Raw genomic sequence first — 22,702 nt, forward strand, 5'->3', positions numbered from 1 at the left:
TGCTTGCTACACCATTGTATTCATTTGTGTCAAAGGCAGTACCACTGCCAACAGAATGATCATAACGATCAACCCCATGAGTATCAGCATCAACGGCTCAAGGAGCCCGACCACCGTTGAGATGACGTCTTTCAATGCTTGTTCTTGCGTACGCGCTGTGCGTGCCAGCATATCCTCAAGGTTACCACTGGACTCCCCACTGGCAATCATGTGAATCATCATGGGCGGGAAATAGCCCGTTTCTTTCAAGGCCCGGCTCATGGTGCCGCCCTCACTGACCTTACGCGTGGCATCGGCCACCGCATAACGTATGGGCAGGTTATTGATCACCGAACCCGCAATTCGCATGGCTTCTACCAAGGGCACGCCACTACTGGCCAGCATGGCTACTGTACTGGCAAAGCGCGAGGTGCTGAATCCACGAATTAACGAGCGGATGAAAGGAATACGTAAATACAGCAGGTGCGTTAACCGGCGTCGCTTGATGTCGCGATTCCAGTGGTGAAAGGTAACACCCGATAAAACCATTCCAACCACGACGTGTATCCAGTAGCTCTGGAAAAAATCCGTCACGGCAATCAATGCAAGGGTCGCTGGTGGCAGGATTTGGCCACTGGAGGTGAAGACATCCAATATGCGCGGCACCACATTGTTGAGTAGAAAAACCACGATACCAACCGCTATAACGGTCAGAATCACTGGGTAGGTAGCCGCCATCTGGAGTTTACGTCGCGTTTCTTCTTGATCCTCGACGTAGTCAGCCAAACGGCTTAACACCAAATCCAGCTTGCCTGAATGCTCGCCTGCATCAATGGTCGCGCAATACTGGTTGTCAAAAGCACGCGGGTATTCACCGAATGCTTTGGCCAAACTGTAACCTTCCAAAACCTTAGCGCGAATGGCCATAAACATGGAGCGTAGGCGTCGTGATTCGTTCTGTTCCGCTACCGCGCGCAAACACTCTTCCAGTGGCATACTGGAGGCTACTAGAGTCGACAACTGCCGAGTCACCATGGCCAATTCACTGACCGAAATCGTGGGTTGCCGTAACCAGCCGTTCGATTTTTTCTGCTCCGCCGCACGTTCTACTTCCAGCGGCACCCAGCCCTTATCACGTAACTGAGTTCGAACCTGGCGCGGGCTGTCACCTTCCAAGACCCCTTTTTTTTGTCTGCCCCGCTCATCAAGTGCGGTGTATTCAAAGGCGGCCATTTAGACGTTCCTACACACACGCATGACTTCTTCAATGGTGGTCTCACCACTGAGCACCTTTTCGATGCCGTCCTGCATAATACTGGTGGTGTTTTGGCGCGCCAATTTGCTTAGTTCTATTTCGCCCGCCTTATCATGGATTGCCGTGCGCAAAGCTTCGTCAATGACGACCAGTTCGTAAAGCCCCAAGCGCCCACGATAACCGCTTTGCTTACAACTTTTGCAGCCGACGGGATGATAGATCATGTGCTCGGTCGAGGGATCTAGACCCAGTACTTTCGCTTCCGCTGCATCGGGTTTGGCTGGTCGCTTGCAATCAGGGCACAGAGTACGCACCAGACGCTGGGCTAACACGCCGACCAAACTGGACGACAACAAAAAAGGCTCAACACCCATATCCTGTAACCGGGTGACAGCCCCGACGGCAGAATTGGTATGCAGTGTGCTGAGCACCAAATGGCCCGTCAAACTGGCCTGCACGGCGATTTCTACCGTTTCGACGTCACGAATCTCACCAATCATTACGACGTCCGGGTCTTGGCGCAATATGGCGCGCAAACCACGGGCGAAAGTCATGTTGACCTTGGTGTTGACTTGGGTCTGGCCAATGCCTGGCAGGGTGTATTCGATCGGATCTTCCACTGTCATGATGTTGCGTTCGGCAGAATTCAAATGTTCCAGCGCGGCATAAAGCGTGGTGCTCTTACCGGAACCGGTAGGGCCTGTAACCAGGATAATACCGTGCGGACGCGCAATCATGCTGCGTAATTGCGTTAAATCTTTTGGCCGCATACCAAGATGGCTCAGGTTCAATCGCCCCGCTTGCTTATCAAGCAAACGCATCACCACACGCTCACCATAGCTGGAGGGTAAAGTGGACACCCGGATATCGACTTCTCTACCGGCAACTTTCAGGGCAATACGGCCGTCTTGCGGTAATCGCTTTTCTGCGATGTCGAGTTTAGCCATTACCTTAATGCGAGAAATCAGCAACGAGGCTAAGGCGCGCTTGGGCTGCAAAACTTCTCGCAAGACGCCGTCTACCCGAAAGCGAATGACTAAGCGCTTTTCAAAGGTTTCAACATGAATATCCGATGCGGACTCATGGACCGCCTCGGTAAGAATAGCATTGATCAATCGAATGATCGGCGCATCGTCCGCCTGCTCCAGTAGATCTTCGGTTTCTGGAACGGACTCTGCCAAGGCTATCAGGTCCAGATCATCAAAGTCATCGGCCTGCTGCATGCGGTCTTCATCTTGCGACTGATAAGCCTGCACCAGTTGTTGATTGAAGCGCTCATCATCCAACACTTCAAAGGGTATGGTCGCGCCATGCCAACGCACTGCTTCTTGAATGGCAAACGCTGGTGTGTCATCACGGATATACAATACAGTGCCAGCTAGTACAACACCATGGCGCTTAGCATAAGCAAAGGGCATTCTCCCAGTGTCTTGAGAGGCCTGCTCAGGTTGGTCCGTTTGCTCCATCTTGGAGGCCAATTGCTCACTCATGGATCGATTTACTGCCTTTTATTGTATTTTTAGGTGACATCATTGCTTTGTTGGGCCTCTCAGTAAACGCTACAAAAAGTGTCGCTGTAGCGTCTCAGTAACCAGCGGTAAGCTCAGTGGCTTCGCCAACACATCATCCATCCCCGCCGCTTGGCAATTACGCTCGATGCTGACGGTTTGGGAATCCGTCAAACCGAGAATAATAACACGGCCAGCACCCTGCTCCTTTTCTTCATTGCGTATCATGCCAACCAGTTCATGTCCTGTCATGTCATCGTTCAGGTATTGGTCTACCCAAATCATGTCGAAGCTGTCCTGCCGGAACAGTGCTAACGCATGCTCAGCGCTGTTTGCCAGTTCGACTTCCACACCGAGGCGCTGTAATATTTTCTGGGCGATCATGGCGTTTACGTGATTGCTGTCAACGACCAGAATACGGTAACCCAGCAACTGCTGAGTGACCTGCTCATTCAGATCATCACGCCAGGTTTTCCGGTCAAGCATCCAGCGATGCAAGGTACGGCGGGAAACAGGCTTGCTAATCATGAGGTCGGCCCGCATCCACTGGCGCAATAGACCTTGCTGGGAGGCGCTGGCTTGAAAATAAATACGCGGTTTGTCGTCGTCATCATTGGCATCCGTGAGCGCCACTAACTCTTGAATTTGCTTTTGCTCGTCCTCTGACGTATGCAGCGGAATGTTGACCAGGCAAAAATCGATCTCGTAAACCGCGTCCCCCATGCTCAGTAACTCGTCCATGGTGCGGATATCCACTTGCATGCCCCAGCCTTCCAATTCAGCGGCAACTGAGGCGGTACCGTAAGGCGGAAAACCCGCGATACAAGCAGTTTTTCCGTGAAAATGTCGATTAGGCAGAAACGCTTTATTGCCCTGTGTTGAGGTCGCTATCGGCAGGAACACCGAGACCTGGAGCAAGTGAGGTTCTTCGGTACTTAAAACATTTAAGCGTATTTCACCATCACATTGCTGCACCAAACTGGCACAGATGACCAAGCTCAGGATATTGACATCGATGTAATCCAGCGCTTCGAACCCCTGTCGGTTGCGCAGCATACTCTGAATATCTTCCAATAAACTGGCTTCTAAATCCGCAACGAAACGAACACTGATATCGACGCCTTCACGGTCTTGAGCAGCCCCCCCCTTCAAACTGACTTCACCAGCCACGCCCGTATTGATGGCGAAATTCGTCAGTTGTTTCAGCAATGTGTTCACTTGGCGTACGTTGCCAATAACACGCTCCGGCATGTCTGGCTTAAGGATATAAGACAGTTCCAAGCCATGCTCATGCGCTAAGGGTCCCAGCGACTCCATAACGTTTTCGATCGTACGGGCCAAGTTGAATACTTTGTCATCCGCCGCCAACATGTTGCCCTTGACGCGCAGATAAGTATCAAAGTCCTCAACCAGCTCAGCCAGAGAATTAGCACTTTGCGACGCCACGGTCACTAGGTTATGTTCTTCCTGACGCAGTTTGGCTGCAGACAACAAGCTCAACATACCCAAGACACCGTTCAGCGGCGTCTTAACAATAGAAATCAGGTTACTCATAAAGCGGTCACTGTTACCAACCCGCGCGACCAGCTTATGCTCTGACGCACTGACTCGGGACAGCTCACTTTCCAAGCGATGTCGGTTCTCCGCAGAGTCCCAATACTGCTTCGACACTTGCTCACCGGTCGAACGCATAAACCAGTAGAACAACAGCACACCAACGCCCAAACTGGTCGCGCTGATATTGAACAGCACGATGCTGGCGATGGCTGGCGGGATCAACATGATGCGCAAATACCACTGGGACATACCAGGATAAGGGGCAAAAATATAAATGTGGGTTGCACAGACAGCGGCGGTGTAAATCCAGATAAAGGCTTCAGGCACTTCGTAGTTGGGTAATAAGATTGTGAGCGTTAGAAAACCAGACCAAGCCGCTGCACCAAACAGGGTTACGACGCCGTATCGACGACGCCACCGCTGTGGACCCGCCGGGTAAATACTTTCAAATTGGACCAGATGATACAGGCGTATCATGGCGGCTAGCAGCAATGCTGTGCCTATAATGTAGGTATGCAGTGGTTGAAGCGCTTGAAAGCCGGTCATCCACTCAACATAGAGGAATACCAACAAATGACCGAAGACACTCACTCGGCCTTGACGCGAGATCCGCTCATCAGCTTGACGCAACAAGTCTCGGTTTTTTTGGATGCTGTTTTCTGGCGGAAGCCCCCAACGCATAGTGTTATCCTTACCCGCAAATAGCCGCAATGGTTATGGCGGGCAAGGATACTATGCTTTGAACATCAACGCAGCATTCGTTGTGTATTCAAGCGATTACAGAGACTTTTCCAGTTCTGGCACTGCCTCGAACAAGTCAGCCACCAAACCATAGTCGGCCACTTGGAAGATAGGTGCTTCTTCGTCTTTGTTGATGGCCACGATCACCTTGCTGTCTTTCATGCCAGCAAGGTGTTGGATCTGACCCGAAATACCCACGGCAATATAAAGCTCAGGGGCAACGATTTTCCCGGTCTGACCAACCTGCATATCATTAGGAACAAAGCCAGCGTCAACCGCAGCACGTGAAGCACCAATGGCAGCGCCCAGCTTGTCCGCAATACCATCTAGCAGCTTGAAATTATCGCCGTTGCCCATGCCGCGACCACCAGAGATGACCACACGCGCCGCCGTCAGTTCTGGACGATCCGATGCCGCCAGCTCTTCGCCGCTGAACGCAGAAACAGCAGACGCAGACACAAAACCAACACTGTCGATTGCGCATGCACCCTGCTCACCAACAGGATCGAAGCCAGTGCTACGTACCGTTATGATTTTCTTTGGCTCATCCACCTGAACCGTGGCAATAGCATTACCAGCGTAGATAGGACGTTTAAAGGTGTCGGCAGATACGACACCGATGATGTCGGAAATCTGCTCAACATCCAACGCTGCGGCAACACGTGGCATAAAGTTTTTGCCGGTCGTATTAGCCAGTGCCAAAACGGCGTCATAACCTTCCGCCAACTGGACAACCAGATCCGCCAACGGCTCGGCCAAGCCATGATCGTAAGCGGCGTTATCCGCCACCAATACTTTAGTGACACCTGCTACCTGTGCCGCGGCTTCAGCGATAGCACCTACGTTGCTGCCAGCAACCAATAGATGCACATCAGCGCCTAATTGAGCGGCCGCGGCCACTACGTTTTTGGTTGCCGCGTTAAACTGGCCGTTATTGTGATCGGCAATTACAAGAGTGCTCATATTAAATCACCTTCGCTTCGTTCTTCAGCTTTTCAACCAGCTCGGCTACCGTTGCAACCTTGCCGCCACCCTGACGCTCTGCGGGCGCTTCGACCTTCAATACTTTTACCGTCGACTTCAAAGATACGCCTAAATCGGCGATTTCTTTCTTGTCCAAAGGCTTACGCTTGGCTTTCATGATGTCCGGAAGCTTAGCGAAACGCGGCTCATTCAAACGCAAATCGGTGGTAACCACCGCAGGCAGGCTCAAACTAACCGTTTGCAGGCCACCATCAACTTCACGAGTCACGAGCGCTTTACCGTCTTTAACTTCTACTACCGAGGCGAAAGTACCCTGCGCCATGCCAGCCAACTGTGCCAACATCTGACCAGTCTGGTTGTTGTCCGAATCGATGGCCTGCTTACCCAGCAGTACCAGATCCGGCTTCTCTTCAGTAATCACAGCATTCAGAATCTTAGCCACATTCAACGACGTCAGATTCTCTTCAGAGTTTACCAAAACCGCACGATCGGCACCCAAAGCCAGGGCTTGACGCAGCTGTTCTTCGGCTTTGGCAGGCCCAACTGAAACGACTACGATCTCGCTGGCAATGCCTTTTTCTTTCAGGCGTACCGCTTCTTCAACGGCAATTTCGCAAAACGGGTTAATCGCCATTTTGACGTTCGCCAGATCCACGTCAGAGCCATCGGGCTTTACACGGACCTTGACGTTGTAGTCGATCACGCGCTTTATCGCGACCAATACCTTCATTACACTCTTCCTCTTATTTGTACCGGCGCGTTGGGGTTTACCCCGATCTGCATTCCGGTATTGAAATGAAACAGTACCACCTGACAACCGTTATCTTGGAGCTTTAGCTCGATAATTTCAAACAGTTGTTTGAATTATTTACTGGACTCGGTATATTTCGCACCAAACCCTACCGGTTTGTTACGACAAATCGGCAAACAACAACGTCTACAGAATAATTACGGAGTCCATTATGGAACGCGATTCAATGACCTTTGATGTGGTCATCGTCGGTGCCGGCCCGTCAGGCCTGTCTGCCGCCATCAAACTTAAGCAACTGGCCCAGCAGGAAGACCGCGAAATTTCAGTCTGCGTTCTTGAGAAAGGCTCTGAAGTCGGCGCACATATTCTGTCGGGTGCCGTATTTGAACCCCGTGCACTGAACGAACTCTTTCCAGACTGGGCCAACATGGGCGCGCCACTGGACACTCCGGTTAAGGGCGACGACATCCTGTACATGACCAGCGCCACCTCTGCCATCAAGGTGCCAAACCTGTTTGCCCCCAAGACCATGCACAACGACGGCAACTATATCATCTCCTTGGGTAATCTGTGTCGCTGGTTGGCCGAACAAGCTGAGTCTTTGGGTGTCGAAATCTTTCCAGGCTTTGCAGCGCAACAACCCATCATTGAAGAAGGCCGGGTGGCTGGGGTCATTACCGGGGATATGGGAGTCAGTCGCGACAATGAACAGAAAGACAGCTTTATGCCCGGCATGGAGTTGCGTGCCAATGTGACCTTGTTTGCTGAAGGTGCCCGCGGACACTTGGGCAAGCAATTGATTCGCGAGTTTGAGCTGGATAAAGATTCAGATCCACAACATTATGGAATTGGCATCAAAGAACTGTGGGACATCCCTGCCGAGCAACAAGAGCCTGGCAAGGTAGTCCATGCCACCGGCTGGCCCTTGGCGGAAAACGGCGCTACCGGTGGCGCGTTCTTGTACCATCTTCAGAACGGTCAGGTGGTCGTTGGCTTGATCACCGACCTAAACTATGAAAATCCCTTCCTGTCGCCGTTTGAAGAATTTCAACGCATGAAGCACCATCCCGCTTTTGCCAAGGTATTAAACGGTGGCAAGCGCGTTTCCTACGGTGCGCGTGCAATCGCCAAAGGTGGCATTCAATCGCTGCCTAAAATGGCGTTTCCTGGTGGTCTGCTGATCGGCTGTGATGCCGGCACCCTGAACTTCGCGAAGATCAAAGGCAGCCACACGGCCATGAAGTCCGGCATGATTGCAGCAGAAGTGGTATATGCCGAAGCCAAGAAAGACTGGTCAACAAAATCAGAATTACCGTACGCCAGCGCTTTCACCGATTCGTGGGTATGGACAGAACTGCACCAGCAGCGCAACTTTGGCCCCGCCATCCACAAGTTTGGCAACCTCCTCGGTGGCGCCTATGCCTTTATCGATCTGAATATTTTTAATGGTAAACTGCCGTGGACATGGCGTAATACACACGCTGATCACGACAGCTTGAAACCTGCGCGTACGCAAAAGAAAATTGATTACGCCAAGCCAGACAACAAACTGAGCTTTGACCGCTTGTCGTCGGTATTCATCTCGAACACCAACCATGAGGAAGACCAGCCGGTACACCTTAAGTTGGCCGACGTGACCATTCCAACCGGTAAAAACTGGGAAGAATACATGGAACCTGCGCAGCGGTATTGCCCTGCGGGTGTGTATGAAATCATCGAGGAAGGCGACGAGCGTCGTTTCCAGATCAATGCTCAGAACTGCGTGCACTGTAAGACCTGCGACATCAAAGACCCTGCGCAGAATATTACTTGGGTGGCACCTGAAGGTGGTGGTGGCCCGAACTACCCGAACATGTAGATAAAAGCCTCTTTTTCTCAATCTAGCGTTGTTAAAAAGCGTCCAGAACGCCCAGTTTACAAGCCGTAAATATTCGCTGCGTTCACCCTCCGGGCCGACCCATGGTCGTTCTGGCAAGCCGGTGAGCATTCTGGACGCTTTTTGCCTAGAGAAGCTCTGGGTCTTTTAATAGCGCTAGTCTTCAACTCACCTTAAGCCTTGCCAAGGGGATAATCCCGTCCGGCAAACTGCCAATACAGTACCCCGCCACGCTCTACGCCTTCGGCCAGTGCGCGATACGCGAGATCATAATAGATATTGCGCGATAACCGTGCTTGAAGTTCATCAAACACTTTAACTGCAGGCCGTAACTCCCCGTCAGCATCGACTTCTAGTGTCCAACCCTCAATATCATCCAGCACCTCACCGACATTGGTTATGGCCACTAGGCGCTCGTTCTCTTCACGCAATTCGGTAATTACGAACGGTAGATCTTCTACCTGAATGCGCATCTTCTCCACCGGCGTGGTAAGCCAGTAGTCGTTGTCCTCTCGACTCAAGATGCTGGCCAATAATCGCACTAAGCCCTGCCGCCGTATAATCCCACCCTCATGAAACCACTGCCCGATTCCATCAATACGAATATCGATATCACCACAGCCCTCTGGGTGCCAAAGGTGCGTAGGCGCCCTTTTAAACACTTCTTTGCTGGTTGGCTCTCGGCCGAGCACACTGAGATCAAGCATCCATCACCCATTGAGAAAATTGTTTCGCCAGTGTCTGCGCAAAGATTTGACGGCCCGCACAGAACTCACGAAAGTCCGGTTCATTGTATAAGCGTAACCACCCTTCCAATGTCGTCCACACCATGGCTACGCGTTGCCGTGCTTCCATCTCATCGACACCGTGCTGCTGTGCAGCCTGTACCATTAAGGATAGATAACTGCGCCGCTGCCGCAGCCAATCTTTGTAACGAGGCAAATCAGGGTCTTCCTGACGCAGAGCTTGCTCCATTTTCTGCAACACCACCAGCTTAGCAGGGTGCAGGGTCAGGCGGTAAAAATAGCTTTCCCAAGCATCGGCATCACCATTTCTGACCAATGGACCTGCATCCCGCGCGCGCTCAATATCCTCTTCAAGCAGTATCGCTGCCCAAATATCCAACTTACCTGCAAAGTATTGATACAACGTCGCTTTACTCACTCCGGCGACTTTTTGAATCTGTGTCATACTAATACGGTCAGCTGAAGTTCTGATCGCTAGATTAATGGCCGCGTTCAGGATTGTCAGCTCCATCGGCGCCAAGTTCGGGTTGTGAAACACGGGAGTTAACATGTGCTATACAGCCACTGATTTCGGTGCCGATAACTTGTAACAAACAGACCGACAATTCAAGTCGAAATCTACTTATGGGAAACGGAATCCATGGGACTTTTGCAACGTATCCTGCATCGGGTGGAAAACTGGCTTACTAAAGAGCATGAAGACAGAAGTTTTCCGATGAGCGATTTTGAGCGCCTGCGCCATGAAATCAAGCCTGGCGACGTTCTGCTGGTGGAAGGAAAGTCCCGTGTGGCGGACGTCATCAAAACCATCACACAAAGTCGTTGGTCGCATGCCGCACTCTACATTGGCCGGCTGCACGACATTGAAGATCCGCGCATGCGTGAACGCGTTAGAACTTTTTTCGATGGACAACCGGATATTCAATTGATCGCCGAGAGTCAGCTCGGCTTGGGAACGGTGATTCGTCCGCTCTACGTCTATGACAAGCGGCATCTGCGTATCTGCCGCCCACGTGATCTGCGTTATAAGGACGGGCAGCAAGTGATTTCCTACGCCGTGCAGCGCCTAGGTACTGAATACAACGTGCGGCAGATATTCGATCTGGCACGTTTCTATCTGCCTTGGAGCATCCTGCCTCGCCGCCTGCAATCCAGTTTGTTTGAATGGCAACCAGGCGGTCACACACGCACAGTGTGTTCAACCATGATTGCCGAGGCTTTTGCGTCCATTAACTACCCTATCCTGCCTCTCATTAAGCGAGGTGATGGTAATACTGTGCGCTTGTTTCAACGCAATCCGTTACTCAATGTGCCATCGGACTTTGACTATTCACCCTATTTCGACATCATCAAATATCCGTTTTTTGCTTTCTCAAACGAAGAGCATCCAGCATATCGGATGATGCCTTGGGAGGGCCACGTCAGTTTATCAGATGATGAAAAACATCTATATGTAGATGTGGACTGGAAAGCACATGAGAGTGCACGAAAAGGGCCGTCTCGACGGCCTGAAAGCTAAACGCATAAAACAACGACTGAGATCAACCCGAAACCAATAGCTCAAAGCTCTCTCGCAAGTCAGCTGAAGATTGAACACCCGTTACGGTGGTCACGTGCCGACCGTTGCCATCAAAGTACAACAGAGTTGTTTGGCCTCCATTGTAGCGTTGTGCAAATGCCTGCCCCGAGGGTACGTTCAAATTCACGATGCGGAACTGCAGTTCGTCGCCGAAGCTGCGCATGGCCGCTTTAGCGTTTTTGTCCAACTGACGGCACGTGACGCAATTCTGATCGAACAGTTGCACGACGGTAGGCGTGCCGTTACCAACCACACTGATATCGCGCATATCGGCGTGCTGGGCTTGATAAAACCACGCTACACCACCAATCCCAGCGATCACCACCAAGGTTATCCCCCAGCCGCGCAACCGTCGCAGGTGCTGCTTCAGAGTGCGTTTCTTGGGGCCCATGGCCTGTTTCTTATTTTTTACTGCCGTATGCTTTCGTTTACTGCTCATGGGTGCTCGCTTTGTTCATCAGGATAGTCGGACGCACTCAGCAGGGTAACCTAAAGAGTGCCATTAGTGTTCATCTAAGGAAGCCAGAGCGCCATGCTATTGATTCAGGACTGCCTAGCTCTTCTACCGCAAGTTGCCGCCACTCACCCGGGGCCAATGTTGCATCCAGTTCAACATCACCCACGGCAGAGCGGTGCAAAGTCTGAACCGCATTACGAAACCGGCCAAACATGCGCTTAATTTGATGATACTTGCCTTCCGTTAGGATGACCTCGGCGGTGTACTCCGATGTTAGCACCAGCGTAGCGGGCGCTGTGGTAAGGTCTTCGTAGGCAAAATAAACACCGTCAGAGAACGCTTTTACATAATCATCAGTCAGAGGCTTCTCCAGCATAACCTCATATCGTTTTGGCACCTTGGATTCTGGCGCTGTAAGGTAGCGTGACCATCGACTGTCGTTGGTCAGCAAAACCAAGCCTGACGTATTCAGGTCAAGCCGCCCGACGATGTGTAGTTCATGTTTACGAGGGTGATCAATCAGCTCCAAAACGGTTTTATGATGACGGTCTATGGTGGCACAGACAACCCCTACAGGCTTATGCAGCATCAAATAGATGGGCGTTTGTTGTTGCAGCACTCGGCCTTCGCAGGTAATGCAGTCAAACTCATGGATGAGTCGTTGGCCGTCTCGCTCAATCACCCCGTTCACTGTTACCTGACCGCTGGCTAGCAGCAGTTTGACCGACCTCAGAGGATGCTGGCAGGTTTTGGCGATATAACGGTCAAGGCGACCGCGTTTTGATTTCATGCGAGTGGCGGCAATGTCGGCCATTGCTCGCTGATCTGCCCGTCGCGATACACCCAAATACAGGGAAAATGACTGATCAACGCTTCCGATTGCGTGGGTCGCAAGACCACATGACTCGGTGTTGTGGCACCGCGAGGCAAGGTAAACCCCTGTTGGTTAGACGATGGCCCGTAGAATGGACTGTTGTTCAAACCGAAAGGCCAAACGGGCTTCGCCAGCCAGTTACCACCGTAGATAAAGGCAATGTCCGGGGCGATGATATGCAGTCGACGCAACCCTTTAGACAGCCGGGGAAACCCTGGCAAGCCATGCGGGTGCACCTTCAATACAGGCGTTACAACGAATAAAGCAGGCTTCAGCACCTGGTTGCAAGACTGATCAAAGTGCGACGGTTTTACCACCGCCGAACCTATGGTTAGGTCGTTACCTGGCCCCTCTTTGGGCAGCATCAACGCCGTCATTGACCCACCCGTATTGATGATCTGCCGTGCTTCCATTGGCAACTGGTCAACAAAGGCCTGCAGTCGCGCCTGAGCTTCACGCTGGGCACGCGCACCGCGCCCCAGAAGGCTCGGTAAGGCGTTAACGTGCGCCTCATACCCCATCACCCCCGCCACAGTCAGCGCACCCGTGTTGGACGCAGCACGCGCCAATGCCGACGGGTCGGCAAAGCCGCCGCGCCCCAGGCCAATATCGATTTCAAAAGCAACACGTAAGGGAGGACCGCTGTCAGCCAGGGCCCGATACTCGGCCAGTCGCTGTTCGCTGTCGATCAACCAGGTAACTTGAGCAGCCTGCGAGCACGAGCTTAGAAACCGCTGCACTTCACCGACGGGCATTGGCTTACCCATCAAGACGTCCAAGTGCGGAAAACGGGCCAGCACCTGTTGCGTCATCGGCAAGTGAAAGGACATGATTGCTTGCGTGTGCAAACCCGCCAGCACACGATCCAGCAAGTCCAATGACGGCAGTGACTTGTCGGCTATTCGCCGGTGATAGCCGGTGGGTAAATGGTCGTTCAGATACGTCAGGTTATGCTGAAAGGCTTGCCAATCGAGCACCAGCGCCGGGCGCTCTACTCCGTGTTTTTTTAACGCTGCGCCCAGAGCCGAGACACTCATAAATCCAACAAGCGTTTAATGTAAGGTGAATTGAAGACGCCTTCTGGGTCGAGTTCACGCCGTACCGCTACAGCCTCGTCAAATTTTGGGTACAGAGCGCGCAGCTCTCTGGCCGTCAGCGTATGCGCCTTACCCCAATGAGGTCGCCCCTGATAGCGCGCAAAGATAGGCTCTACTGCTGCCATTAATGCGGCGAAGGGTTTACCCGCTTCGTGATGCACGGCGATGGACACTGAATCACGCCGATAGAAAGGCGAGAGAAACAGCTCATCGGCCTGAACGGTGCGAATCTCTAGCGGAAAATACACCTTCGGAAAATGGCGCTCCATGCACGCTATCACTTCGCGCAAAGCCTGAGGGGCCAGCTCGGCGGGCAGATGATACTCCGTCTCATTAAAGCGGATGCGGTCGCGATCGCTGGCAAAGGCTTGAAACCAATCGGCCACAAAATGTTCAGCACTGTGATCACGCAGTGCATACGCCAATACCTTGCGGCGCAGTGCAGGCGCCCAGCTCAGCAACCGAGCGGCCCAGCGCAGTTGCACCAAGCCGTCTTGATCAGTATCCGGCGGCCGCACCGTACAGGGTTTATCCGTTACATCACTGGCTAGCCCCAGCGCCTGGCCGGAATGCGTTATATAAAAAAACTCAACATGCCGCGCGGCGGCCATCTGCGCCGGGAAATCGGCCAACAAATCATCAATGTCCATTTGAAAGCGACGCTTAGCCAGACGATAATGCGGCACCGTGCGCAACACAACTTCGCTCAAAATGCCGCCGGTGCCCAACCCGACTGCCATAGCGCGAAAGAGTGTGTCGTCTTGGGACCTATTGATAACCCGGCGTTGCCCCTGCCCGTCAACCAACACCATTTCCTCAATCATCGCGGAATAGCACGGCAATTCTTGCCCGGTCCCGTGTGTGGCGGTTGCCAAAGCGCCGGCCAGCGTTTGGGCGTCGATGTCGCCCATGTTGTCGAGCGCCATACCCAAGGCATTTAACTGGGGTGTCAGATTATGCAACTGCACCCCGGCGCCGATGCGCGCTAACAGCGGATCACGAGATTCTACGTCGACCTTGTTCAAGTCGGTCAAGTGCAGATGCACGCCACCTTCCAGTTGCAATAATGGCGAGAACGAATGCCCTGCCCCACACGCTCGAATGGGTCGAGGAGATTGCCGAACAGTATCAACGAGCTGTTGCTCATTGTGGATATGGACGCTTGCAAAGGGGTTAGCTTGAACACCACCGGACCAGTTCTGCCAGAGAGTCATTCCGAGATCCTCAGTCCACCAGTTCGATGTTAATGCGTTTGTTCTGCTTGCCCTTACTCTTAATGCTGGGCACACGCACCTGACCTACTTCACTGATATTTTTTAAGTGTGTGCCGCCACAAGGTTGATAGTCCAGCCCAGCAATACGCACCATGCGTATGTCGCCATGGCCTCTCGGTGGCTGAACGCTCATGGTACGCACGAGGTCAGGCCGTTCATCCAAGATGCTTTCAGGTAACCATTCCGTGGTCACATCAGCACCTTGTTGAATGATGGCGTTGAGCTGATCTTCTAACTCTTGTTTGTCCAACGGACTGGTAAGATCAAACTCGGCACGACTGAGATCAGCACCGACATTCCCACCGGTTACGGGGTCCTTGATGATATGGCACAACAAATGAAGGCAGGTATGCATGCGCATATGCCGATAGCGACGCGCCCAGTTGAGCGTGACGGTGACCGGAGTGCCTATATCCAAAACCAGAGCATCCGCTAAGTGATGTTCAATCCGGCTTCGGTCTTTGGAATATCGTGTGTCGACGATTTCAATGGTTTGGCCATTGACTGTGAGGTAGCCAGTATCGCCTGGTTGTCCACCGCCGTGGGGATAGAACAGCGTGTCGGACAGCACCAAGCGGTTTTCGTCGGCGCTGACCACACTGCTCGTAAGATCAGTCTGGTAGGCGTCGCGGTAGAACTGATGAGGTTGCATAGCGATTTCCTGTGCCGTGAATCTAGGGTTTTTTCAGTGTAATACCCCAAACATGCTGTGCAAGGAATTCTTTAATACGGTGACAATTCTTGGCGAGGCCACTACATGGTGTGTGTGGGCCGGTCGGAATTCATGGCGCCCGCCAAATAGGTTTCTATCTTGTCTTTGGCCAGTTCACTTTTGCCGTCAAACTGCACACCGATGCCGGTTGCACGATTACCTTGGGCCCCTTTCGGGGTGATCCAGACAACCTTACCCGTCACCGGGATTTTTTCGGGTTCATCCATAAGGTTGAGCAGCAAAAATACATCGTCACCCAATTTAAACTGCTTATTGGTGGCAATGAACAGACCGCCCCCTTTCACCCAAGGCATATAAGCAGCATAGAGCACCGCCTTGTCTTTCATCGTGACTTGCAGAATACCACTACCAGGAACCATCAGCGCTCTCCTACTGCTCAGCCATTTCTTTTAACGATGGCCGGAATCCTAAGCCAGAACGACTCCAACAGCAATTGCCAGTTGAGATTGTTGTCCCCTTGTGCGGACTGCATCACGTCCTGCAAAGCATCATAGAGGCGTACCCAGGTGCGAGCATCCGGGAACTGCTGCGCCAGCTCCGTCATGTCGTCCCTATAGTCAAGGTTAACGACCCACTGTACGGACCCGGTTTGCACCACGCGGATTATGTCACCCACCCACGACAGCCAAGCACGCAACAGCACCTCGCTGTCGGTACTGACCAAAGAATCAAGCGCACCGGTCGATACACTGGGAGAGCGCACCTGATGCCGTAAAGCATCGAGCCAAGGGCGCCGGGCTGCCAAGTAACCTTCATTGAAGGCGGTCAGGGCAGCACAGGGTTCATAGCGATGCAAGGACAGCAACAGGCCGGCGTCGTCGCTGGGTACGCCCTGACCTTCCAACCACGCCAATGCTTCTTCCGCTGCTGGCGGTTTAAAAGCCAGCTTTTGCACCCGGCTGCGGATGGTCGGCAACATGCCGCTGGCGTCTTCTGCCTGCAACAAGATGAGTGTTCCGCTGGGTGGCTCTTCCAGTACTTTCAACAAGGCGTTGGCAGAGGCCGTGTTCATGCGCTCAGCGGCCTCCAGCACGATAACCTTGCGCTGGCCCAACTGCGCCGTACCTTGGGCAAACAGCACCAACTGCCGTACGGCATCGACCTTGATCTGCATGGCCTTGCCTTCTGGCTGCAAACGCAATTGATCAGGATGGTTGCCTGCTTTGTGTAAAACACAAGATTGGCATTGACCGCAAGGCCGCTGACCGGCGTGCGTACAGAGTGCGTAGGCTTCAAACCAGCCCAGCAGTTGTTCCATGCCAATACCGGTACCGCCAGCCACCAATAACGCGTGAGGCAAGCGCGCCTGTGCATCCAACGAGCGGACCGTTTCAGCAGCTGGACGTAACCAAGGTAAAAGTGCCATCAGGTCAGCCGTTCCAAACCTGCGGCAATCTCTCGCTGCACTGCCTCAAGTGATTGCGTGGCGTCTATGACCAAATAACGATCAGGACTTGCAGCAGCGCGATCCAGATAAACATCACGTGCACGCGTAAAGAAGCTGAGGCGCTCAGACTCGAAACGATCCAGTTCACCGCGCGCCGTTGCACGTTGCAATCCGACTTCTGCCGGGGCATCCAACAAGATGGTCAAATCTGGCTTCAAGCCTTGTTGCACCAATGCTTCCAATTGAGCAATTTGCTCCAGGGGCATGCCACGTCCGGCGCCTTGATAGGCGAAGGTAGAATCGGTAAAGCGATCCGTCACCACCCATAAACCATCTTCTAAACTCGGGCGAATCTTGGTGTTTAGGTGCTGCGCTCGGGCAGCAAATACCAGCAACAGTTCACACATGGCGTCCACGGGTTCCGGGCGTTTACTGAGCAGTAAACCTCGGACCTCCTCGGCAATCGGAGTCCCACCCGGTTCACGCGTAACAACATGAGCGATGTTGTTGCGAAACAGCCAATCGGTTATGAATGCCAAATTCGTCGACTTGCCTACCCCCTCTAAACCCTCTATACAGACAAACTTGCCAGTACTCATTCGGTAGACTCCGGTGGCGCAGGTGGTGGGGTTGAACGATAGTCACTGGCCCGACGCAGTTGGTAGCGACGCACGGCGGCTAGGTGGTCACTGTAGTTGTCAGAAAACTGATGGGTACCATCACCTCTGGCAACAAAGAATAAACTGGTACCCGGCTCCGGATTTAATGCAGCACGTATCGAATCGGTACCGGGCATGGCGATGGGCGTTGGTGGAAATCCCGACACCCGATACGTGTTGTATGGGGTCGTCGTATTCAGATGGCGCCGCGTCAGGTTGCCACGGAATTCATCTCCCAGACCATAAATTACCGTTGGATCAGTCTCCAAACGCATACCCAAATTGGTTCGTCGAGTGAAAACACCGGCAATCTCCCCTCTCTCCCATGATGCGCCGGTTTCTTTTTCGACAATCGATGCCAGAATCAATGCTTCATAAGGGGTTTTCACCACGGCTTTATCCGAACGATTTTCCCATTCTTCGGCGAGTACACGCACCATTTTGTCTCGCGCCTGACGAAGAATGCTGACATCCGTAGCACCGCGCTGATAAGAGTAAGTGTCAGGATACAGAAGACCTTCCGGCAATACATAATCCAGTTCAAGTACTTGCGCGACTTCTTCTTCACTGAGCTCCATGATGGTGTGCTGGATATTGTCTAACTGCGCAAGCGCTTCACGCCAATCACGAAAGCGCCAGCCTTCAATAAAGGTGACCTGATATTGCACAGTGCGACCGCTTTGCAACAAAGCCAGCAGGTCTGGCAGTGAAATACTGGGCGGAACCTCATATTCTCCAGCCCGTAATGCCGTTTGCTGGCTTAAACGAGCATAATAGTAGAGGAAATCAGCGTCCGCCCACACGCCTTCAGCCGCCAATTGATTGGCCACCGCACGCACACTGCTGCCACGCTGCACTTCAAAAACAACCGTATCAGCGTTCAGAGTCGGCGATTTATAAATTGAATACAGCCAACCCGACCCACCAGCGATCACTACGGTTAAGAGCACGGTACCTATTGCGAACCAACGTTTAAGAGTTTTCATAAAAAAGATCAGTTACCACTTGTTCAAGCTGCTTGATAATCGGCAAGCCTATATTGTAGCGGGTTGGGCCTATTGCAGTAACCACCTGAACACCACGTACGGCATTACACAGCCATACAGCGTCCGCGGCTTGCAAGCTATCCGGTCGAAAATCGCCAGTTATTACAGGCCGCCCCAGCTTGCGCCAATGCGCTATAAGCCAAGCACGGAAGGTACCTTCCACGCCCCATTGAGACAGGTCAGGCGTATAGAGAATGCCCTGACGGTAAAAGAAAAGATTGCTACTCAGGCCTTCACGTAGAAAACCATTATGGTCACAGCGTAAAAGAACTTGGCCTTGAGCACGATCGGCTGCCAACACCTGGTCCAACCGACTGGAGAACTTACCCGGCTGCCCCGCATTAAATGGCATTGACTGGGTATCAAAAATGGCGTCTTGCACCACTGAGAAAACCGCAGAAGGCGCACTGGAAACCTGCCACAAGCTGCTCAGTTCGCCCATTTGCGTGGCGTAGCCTCGTTCATCTTGCGTATGGGATAATTGAAACCTAACGACTTGTTGATCGCCTGGCATCAGAACAGCCGTAACGACTTCCAATTCATTCAAGAACAGAGATTCAACAAGATCGGGGTTATAGCCAAGATCGGCCGCCCCCCGACGCAAACGTTTGAGGTGCCATGGCAGTAGCGGAATACCGCCCTGCCAGCGCATGGTCTCAAAAAGCCCTTGCCCCAACAGCTCTGCGCGCGTGACGATACCGGCGTTCACAGGCTTACCGTCGATAAAGCGCAAAATGCGGGGCATAGACTCTCCACTCATAGCCGTGACCGAAGACGGCGGGCTTACTTCACGCGGCTGAAAACCAGCGTGCCGTTGGTGCCACCGAAGCCGAAGGAGTTGGACATGGCGTGGTCGATCTTCATCTCCCGCGCGCCATCCGCGATGAAATCAACATCGCAACCTTCATCTGGGTTTTCCAAGTTAATGGTCGGTGGAGCAACTTGGTCGCGGATTGCGAGCACGGAGAAGATAGCTTCCACCGCACCCGCCGCGCCAAGCAAGTGTCCAATCATGGACTTCGTAGAACTCATACGAATCTGCTTGTACTCAGAGCCATACAGAGACTTGGCAGCAGAGCACTCAGCTTTATCACCCGCTGGCGTAGAGGTACCGTGCGCATTGATATAGTTGATGTCGAGAGCCGTCAACTTAGCATCGTTAATAGCGTTCAGCATAGATGCCGCCGCGCCCGCACCGTTTTCTGGCGGAGAAGTCATATGGTAGGCGTCGCCGCTCATACCGAAACCGGTCAGCTCGGCATAGATTTTCGCACCACGCGCCTTGGCGGCTTCGTATTCTTCAAGGACCACGACACCGGCACCGTCGGCGAGTACAAACCCATCGCGATCACGATCCCACGGACGGCTTGCGCCTTGCGGGTCATCGTTACGCTGTGACAAGGCACGTGCAGCGGAGAAGCCGCCGATACCTAGAGGCGTGGATGCACACTCTGCACCACCCGCGATCATGGCATCTGCATCGCCGTATGCAATCGTACGGGCGGCATAGCCTATAGAGTGGCTACCCGTCGTACAGGCGGTAGTAATAGCAATGTTAGGGCCTTTCATGCCGTAACGAATAGACAGATTTCCGGAGATCATATTAATAATGGCCGCCGGAATGAAAAAAGGTGAAATACGACGTGGACCGCTGTTGTTCAGCACATCGTGGTTCTTTTCAATGGTTTCCAAACCACCGATACCAGAACCAATGGAGCAGCCGATACGACCCGCGTTTTCTGGTGTAATTTCAATACCCGAATCTTCCACTGCTTGCACAGCGGCAGCGATACCGTACTGAATGAACTTGTCCATTTTCTTGGCTTCTTTGGGACTTATGTACGCATCTACATCGAATCCCTGGACCGTACCACAGAACTTGGTGCCAAACGGTGAGGCATCAAAATGTTCAATGGGACGAATACCGCTTTTACCGGCCAATATACCGGCCCATGTGTCCTTTACGTTACCACCCAAAGGCGACAACATACCGATTCCTGTCACGACAACACGACGGCGAGACATAGCACTACTCCCCTTTTAGAAACAAGAAAAGCCGTATGTGCTGGCACAGTACGGCTTTTGTAAACCTATTCAGTAATTAACAAAAATTACGACAGGTGAGCATTGATGTAATCAATGGCATCCTGAACTGAAGCCAGTTTCTCTGCTTCTTCATCAGGAATTTCAGTTTCGAATTCCTCTTCCAAAGCCATAACCAGTTCAACGGTGTCCAGTGAATCTGCGCCCAGGTCGTCAACGAAAGAAGCTTGTGGCGTCACATCTTCTTCTTTGGCGCCCAGCTGCTCGCAGACGATCTTCTTTACGCGCTCTTCAACAGTACTCATTGTAATGCTCCCTACAATTATTCAAGCAACCTGAGTTAAATCGGTTGCTAGTGTATTAAAAGGCCCGAACCTCCCGCAAGTAAAAAAACACTTGCGCGAAATTCACTATTAACCCATGTACATGCCGCCATTAACGTGCAGGGTCTCACCCGTCACGTAGGCTGCGTCATCACCGGCCAAGAAAGCCACCACTTTGGCCACTTCCTCAGCCTGCCCCAAGCGACCCAAAGGCACCTGAGCGAGGATTTTCTCTTTGTGCTCTACTGGCAACTCATCCGTCATATCAGTCTGGATGAAGCCCGGCGCTACAGCGTTCACGGTAATATTACGCGAAGCGATCTCTTTTGCCAAAGACCGGGTAAAACCTTCGATACCGGCCTTCGATGCGCCGTAGTTTACCTGACCTGCGTTGCCCATAGAACCAATTACTGAACTGACGCTGATGATCCGACCCCAGCGAGCCTTCGTCATTGGCTTAATGCAGGCTTTAGCAATGCGAAATACCGAGCTCAGGTTGGTGTTAATCACGTCATCCCACTCGGATTCTTTCATACGCAGGAACAGGTTGTCCTGCGTAATACCGGCATTATTGACCACGACCAGAGGATCACCGAGATCGGTCTTGATCTGTGCCAGCGCTGCATTAATGCTTTCACTGTCATTGACGTTCATGTTGTAACCGTGCCCCGTCACACCGGCGTCAGCCAAATAAGCCGTAATACGCTCCGCACCACTGTCAGACGTTGCGGTGCCTGCAACTTTATAGCCGCGCGACGCCAATTCCAAGGCGATGGCCTTGCCGATACCTCGACTGGCGCCGGTGACCAAGGCAACTTTCTGTTCTTCACTCATAATGGATTCCTTCTTAACCCTGACTGTCAGTGAGCGCCTGAGCAAAGCCGTCCGGCTGCTCCAATGCACTCACGGCGATGGATTTATCAATGCGCTTAACAAGGCCAGACAACACCTTGCCCGGACCACACTCAGCCGCCCAGACCACGCCTTCTTGTGCGGCAAATTGTACCGAACGCACCCACTGAACCGGGCGATACAGCTGCTCTACTAAATTAGTACGCAAAATTTCTACGTCGCTGTGCGCCAGGGCATCAACGTTTTGAATGATCGGCCGCGATGGCACCCGCCAGTCGATCATCGAGAGTTCAGTCGCCAACTGCTCGGCGGCAGGTCGCATCAGTGCGCAATGACTCGGGGCACTCACCGACAATGGCAAGGCGCGCTTGGCGCCTTTTTCTTTTGCCGCCGCCATGGCGATATCAACACCTTTTGCTGTTCCGGCGATCACTACCTGACCCGGCGCGTTAAAATTAACCGCTTCGCACACCTCATCACCACTGACTGCACAGGCGGCGATTACGTCCGCATCTTCCAGCCCAATAATGGCGGCCATAGCACCCTCACCTACAGGTACGGCAGACTGCATCAAGCGACCACGGGTTTCTACCAATTTAATGGCGTCTTTAAAATGGATGACATTGGCGGCCACCAGCGCACTGTATTCACCCAGGCTATGCCCGGCGAAAAAATCTGGCATTGCACCCTGCTTTTCTTGCCATAAGCGCCACAGCGCGACACTGGCAGCCAGGATAGCGGGCTGGGTCTTTTCTGTGCGGTTAAGCTCTTCTTCTGGACCGTTGGCAATCAAATCCAGCAAGTCATAGCCCAGCACTTCAGAGGCTTCAAAGAAGGTGGACGATACCAGCGCTTCGCTACCGATCATGTCACCCAACATGCCGACGGTCTGCGAACCCTGACCGGGAAAGAAGAAGGCGCGTTTACCTTGACTCATAGTAATTCCAGATTTTCTTGTTAATTTTGGCGGCCATTATGTTG

General features: G+C 52.7%; 23 protein-coding genes. 2 read left to right on the forward strand and 21 right to left on the reverse strand.

What is annotated here, in order from left to right:
• Nucleotides 1-6: 6 nt before the first annotated feature.
• The 5 genes from gspF to NFC81_RS07880 all read right to left on the reverse strand — a co-directional run bounded on the left by gspF (nucleotide 7) and on the right by NFC81_RS07880 (nucleotide 6,754).
• Nucleotides 7-1,212, reverse strand: a complete 1,206-nt coding sequence (gspF, locus tag NFC81_RS07860; protein ID WP_304993935.1) for a type II secretion system inner membrane protein GspF — start codon at nucleotides 1,210-1,212, stop codon at nucleotides 7-9.
• Nucleotides 1,213-2,724 (reverse strand): type II secretion system ATPase GspE, encoded by a 1,512-nt coding sequence (gspE, locus tag NFC81_RS07865; protein WP_304993936.1) that lies wholly within the window; start codon nucleotides 2,722-2,724, stop codon nucleotides 1,213-1,215.
• Between the two features lie 69 nt (nucleotides 2,725-2,793).
• Entirely contained in the window at nucleotides 2,794-4,980 is a 2,187-nt protein-coding gene (locus NFC81_RS07870) for a response regulator (protein WP_304993937.1), read from the reverse strand.
• 96 nt (nucleotides 4,981-5,076) lie between these two features.
• The gene (locus NFC81_RS07875) at nucleotides 5,077-6,003 is read right to left on the reverse strand and encodes an FAD-binding protein (protein ID WP_304993938.1); all 927 of its coding nucleotides are present in this window, start codon (nucleotides 6,001-6,003) and stop codon (nucleotides 5,077-5,079) included.
• Nucleotide 6,004: 1 nt separating this feature from the next.
• Nucleotides 6,005-6,754: an electron transfer flavoprotein subunit beta/FixA family protein gene (locus NFC81_RS07880; protein WP_304993939.1), complete on the reverse strand. Its 750-nt coding sequence runs from the start codon at nucleotides 6,752-6,754 to the stop codon at nucleotides 6,005-6,007.
• A 232-nt stretch (nucleotides 6,755-6,986) separates the two neighbouring features.
• Between NFC81_RS07880 and NFC81_RS07885 the strand changes: the two genes are divergently transcribed.
• Complete coding sequence (locus tag NFC81_RS07885) at nucleotides 6,987-8,633, forward strand: electron transfer flavoprotein-ubiquinone oxidoreductase (protein WP_304993940.1); 1,647 nt, start codon at nucleotides 6,987-6,989, stop codon at nucleotides 8,631-8,633.
• Nucleotides 8,634-8,824: 191 nt separating this feature from the next.
• Here NFC81_RS07885 and NFC81_RS07890 read toward each other — a convergent pair whose 3' ends face one another.
• Together NFC81_RS07890 and NFC81_RS07895 are read right to left on the reverse strand one after the other, a co-directional pair.
• Nucleotides 8,825-9,358: a DUF1285 domain-containing protein gene (locus tag NFC81_RS07890; protein WP_304993941.1), complete on the reverse strand. Its 534-nt coding sequence runs from the start codon at nucleotides 9,356-9,358 to the stop codon at nucleotides 8,825-8,827.
• A complete protein-coding gene (locus tag NFC81_RS07895; protein ID WP_304993942.1) occupies nucleotides 9,351-9,947 on the reverse strand; it encodes a TetR/AcrR family transcriptional regulator in 597 nt (198 codons plus the stop codon). The genes NFC81_RS07890 and NFC81_RS07895 overlap by 8 nt, the downstream gene beginning before the upstream one ends.
• Nucleotides 9,948-10,037: 90 nt before the next feature.
• On the opposite strand from NFC81_RS07895, the gene NFC81_RS07900 reads away from it, so the two are divergent.
• A complete protein-coding gene (locus NFC81_RS07900; RefSeq protein WP_304993943.1) occupies nucleotides 10,038-10,916 on the forward strand; it encodes a YiiX/YebB-like N1pC/P60 family cysteine hydrolase in 879 nt (292 codons plus the stop codon).
• 22 nt (nucleotides 10,917-10,938) lie between these two features.
• Here NFC81_RS07900 and NFC81_RS07905 read toward each other — a convergent pair whose 3' ends face one another.
• From NFC81_RS07905 to fabD, 14 genes are all read right to left on the reverse strand, one after another.
• On the reverse strand, nucleotides 10,939-11,415 hold the full coding sequence (locus NFC81_RS07905; RefSeq protein ID WP_304993944.1) for a hypothetical protein: 477 nt from the start codon (nucleotides 11,413-11,415) through the stop codon (nucleotides 10,939-10,941).
• A gap of 70 nt (nucleotides 11,416-11,485) precedes the next feature.
• Nucleotides 11,486-12,247, reverse strand: coding sequence for a pseudouridine synthase (locus NFC81_RS07910; protein WP_304993945.1), 762 nt, complete (start codon nucleotides 12,245-12,247; stop codon nucleotides 11,486-11,488).
• Nucleotides 12,220-13,344, reverse strand: coding sequence for an alanine racemase (locus NFC81_RS07915; RefSeq protein ID WP_304993946.1), 1,125 nt, complete (start codon nucleotides 13,342-13,344; stop codon nucleotides 12,220-12,222). Before NFC81_RS07915 ends, NFC81_RS07910 begins: the two co-directional genes overlap by 28 nt.
• Entirely contained in the window at nucleotides 13,341-14,618 is a 1,278-nt protein-coding gene (locus tag NFC81_RS07920) for a D-arabinono-1,4-lactone oxidase (RefSeq protein WP_304993947.1), read from the reverse strand. The genes NFC81_RS07915 and NFC81_RS07920 overlap by 4 nt, the downstream gene beginning before the upstream one ends.
• 10 nt (nucleotides 14,619-14,628) lie before the next feature.
• The gene (locus tag NFC81_RS07925; protein WP_304993948.1) at nucleotides 14,629-15,330 is read right to left on the reverse strand and encodes an alanyl-tRNA editing protein; all 702 of its coding nucleotides are present in this window, start codon (nucleotides 15,328-15,330) and stop codon (nucleotides 14,629-14,631) included.
• Nucleotides 15,331-15,431: 101 nt separating this feature from the next.
• Nucleotides 15,432-15,770, reverse strand: a complete 339-nt coding sequence (locus NFC81_RS07930) for a PilZ domain-containing protein (RefSeq protein ID WP_304993949.1) — start codon at nucleotides 15,768-15,770, stop codon at nucleotides 15,432-15,434.
• Between the two features lie 17 nt (nucleotides 15,771-15,787).
• The gene (gene holB / locus NFC81_RS07935) at nucleotides 15,788-16,777 is read right to left on the reverse strand and encodes a DNA polymerase III subunit delta' (protein ID WP_304993950.1); all 990 of its coding nucleotides are present in this window, start codon (nucleotides 16,775-16,777) and stop codon (nucleotides 15,788-15,790) included.
• Entirely contained in the window at nucleotides 16,777-17,397 is a 621-nt protein-coding gene (gene tmk, locus NFC81_RS07940) for a dTMP kinase (RefSeq protein WP_304993951.1), read from the reverse strand. Before tmk ends, holB begins: the two co-directional genes overlap by 1 nt.
• Nucleotides 17,394-18,443, reverse strand: a complete 1,050-nt coding sequence (gene mltG / locus NFC81_RS07945; RefSeq protein WP_304993952.1) for an endolytic transglycosylase MltG — start codon at nucleotides 18,441-18,443, stop codon at nucleotides 17,394-17,396. The genes tmk and mltG overlap by 4 nt, the downstream gene beginning before the upstream one ends.
• Entirely contained in the window at nucleotides 18,430-19,248 is an 819-nt protein-coding gene (locus NFC81_RS07950) for an aminotransferase class IV (protein ID WP_304993953.1), read from the reverse strand. Before NFC81_RS07950 ends, mltG begins: the two co-directional genes overlap by 14 nt.
• A gap of 38 nt (nucleotides 19,249-19,286) precedes the next feature.
• Nucleotides 19,287-20,528, reverse strand: coding sequence for a beta-ketoacyl-ACP synthase II (gene fabF / locus NFC81_RS07955; protein WP_304993954.1), 1,242 nt, complete (start codon nucleotides 20,526-20,528; stop codon nucleotides 19,287-19,289).
• Nucleotides 20,529-20,614: 86 nt separating this feature from the next.
• Nucleotides 20,615-20,851, reverse strand: coding sequence for an acyl carrier protein (gene acpP / locus NFC81_RS07960; RefSeq protein ID WP_304993955.1), 237 nt, complete (start codon nucleotides 20,849-20,851; stop codon nucleotides 20,615-20,617).
• A 108-nt stretch (nucleotides 20,852-20,959) separates the two neighbouring features.
• A complete protein-coding gene (gene fabG / locus NFC81_RS07965; RefSeq protein WP_304993956.1) occupies nucleotides 20,960-21,703 on the reverse strand; it encodes a 3-oxoacyl-ACP reductase FabG in 744 nt (247 codons plus the stop codon).
• A 13-nt stretch (nucleotides 21,704-21,716) separates the two neighbouring features.
• Entirely contained in the window at nucleotides 21,717-22,658 is a 942-nt protein-coding gene (gene fabD / locus NFC81_RS07970) for an ACP S-malonyltransferase (RefSeq protein ID WP_304993957.1), read from the reverse strand.
• Nucleotides 22,659-22,702 lie beyond the last annotated feature (44 nt).

This window comes from Salinispirillum sp. LH 10-3-1, assembly GCF_030643825.1.
GTDB lineage: Bacteria > Pseudomonadota > Gammaproteobacteria > Pseudomonadales > Natronospirillaceae > Salinispirillum.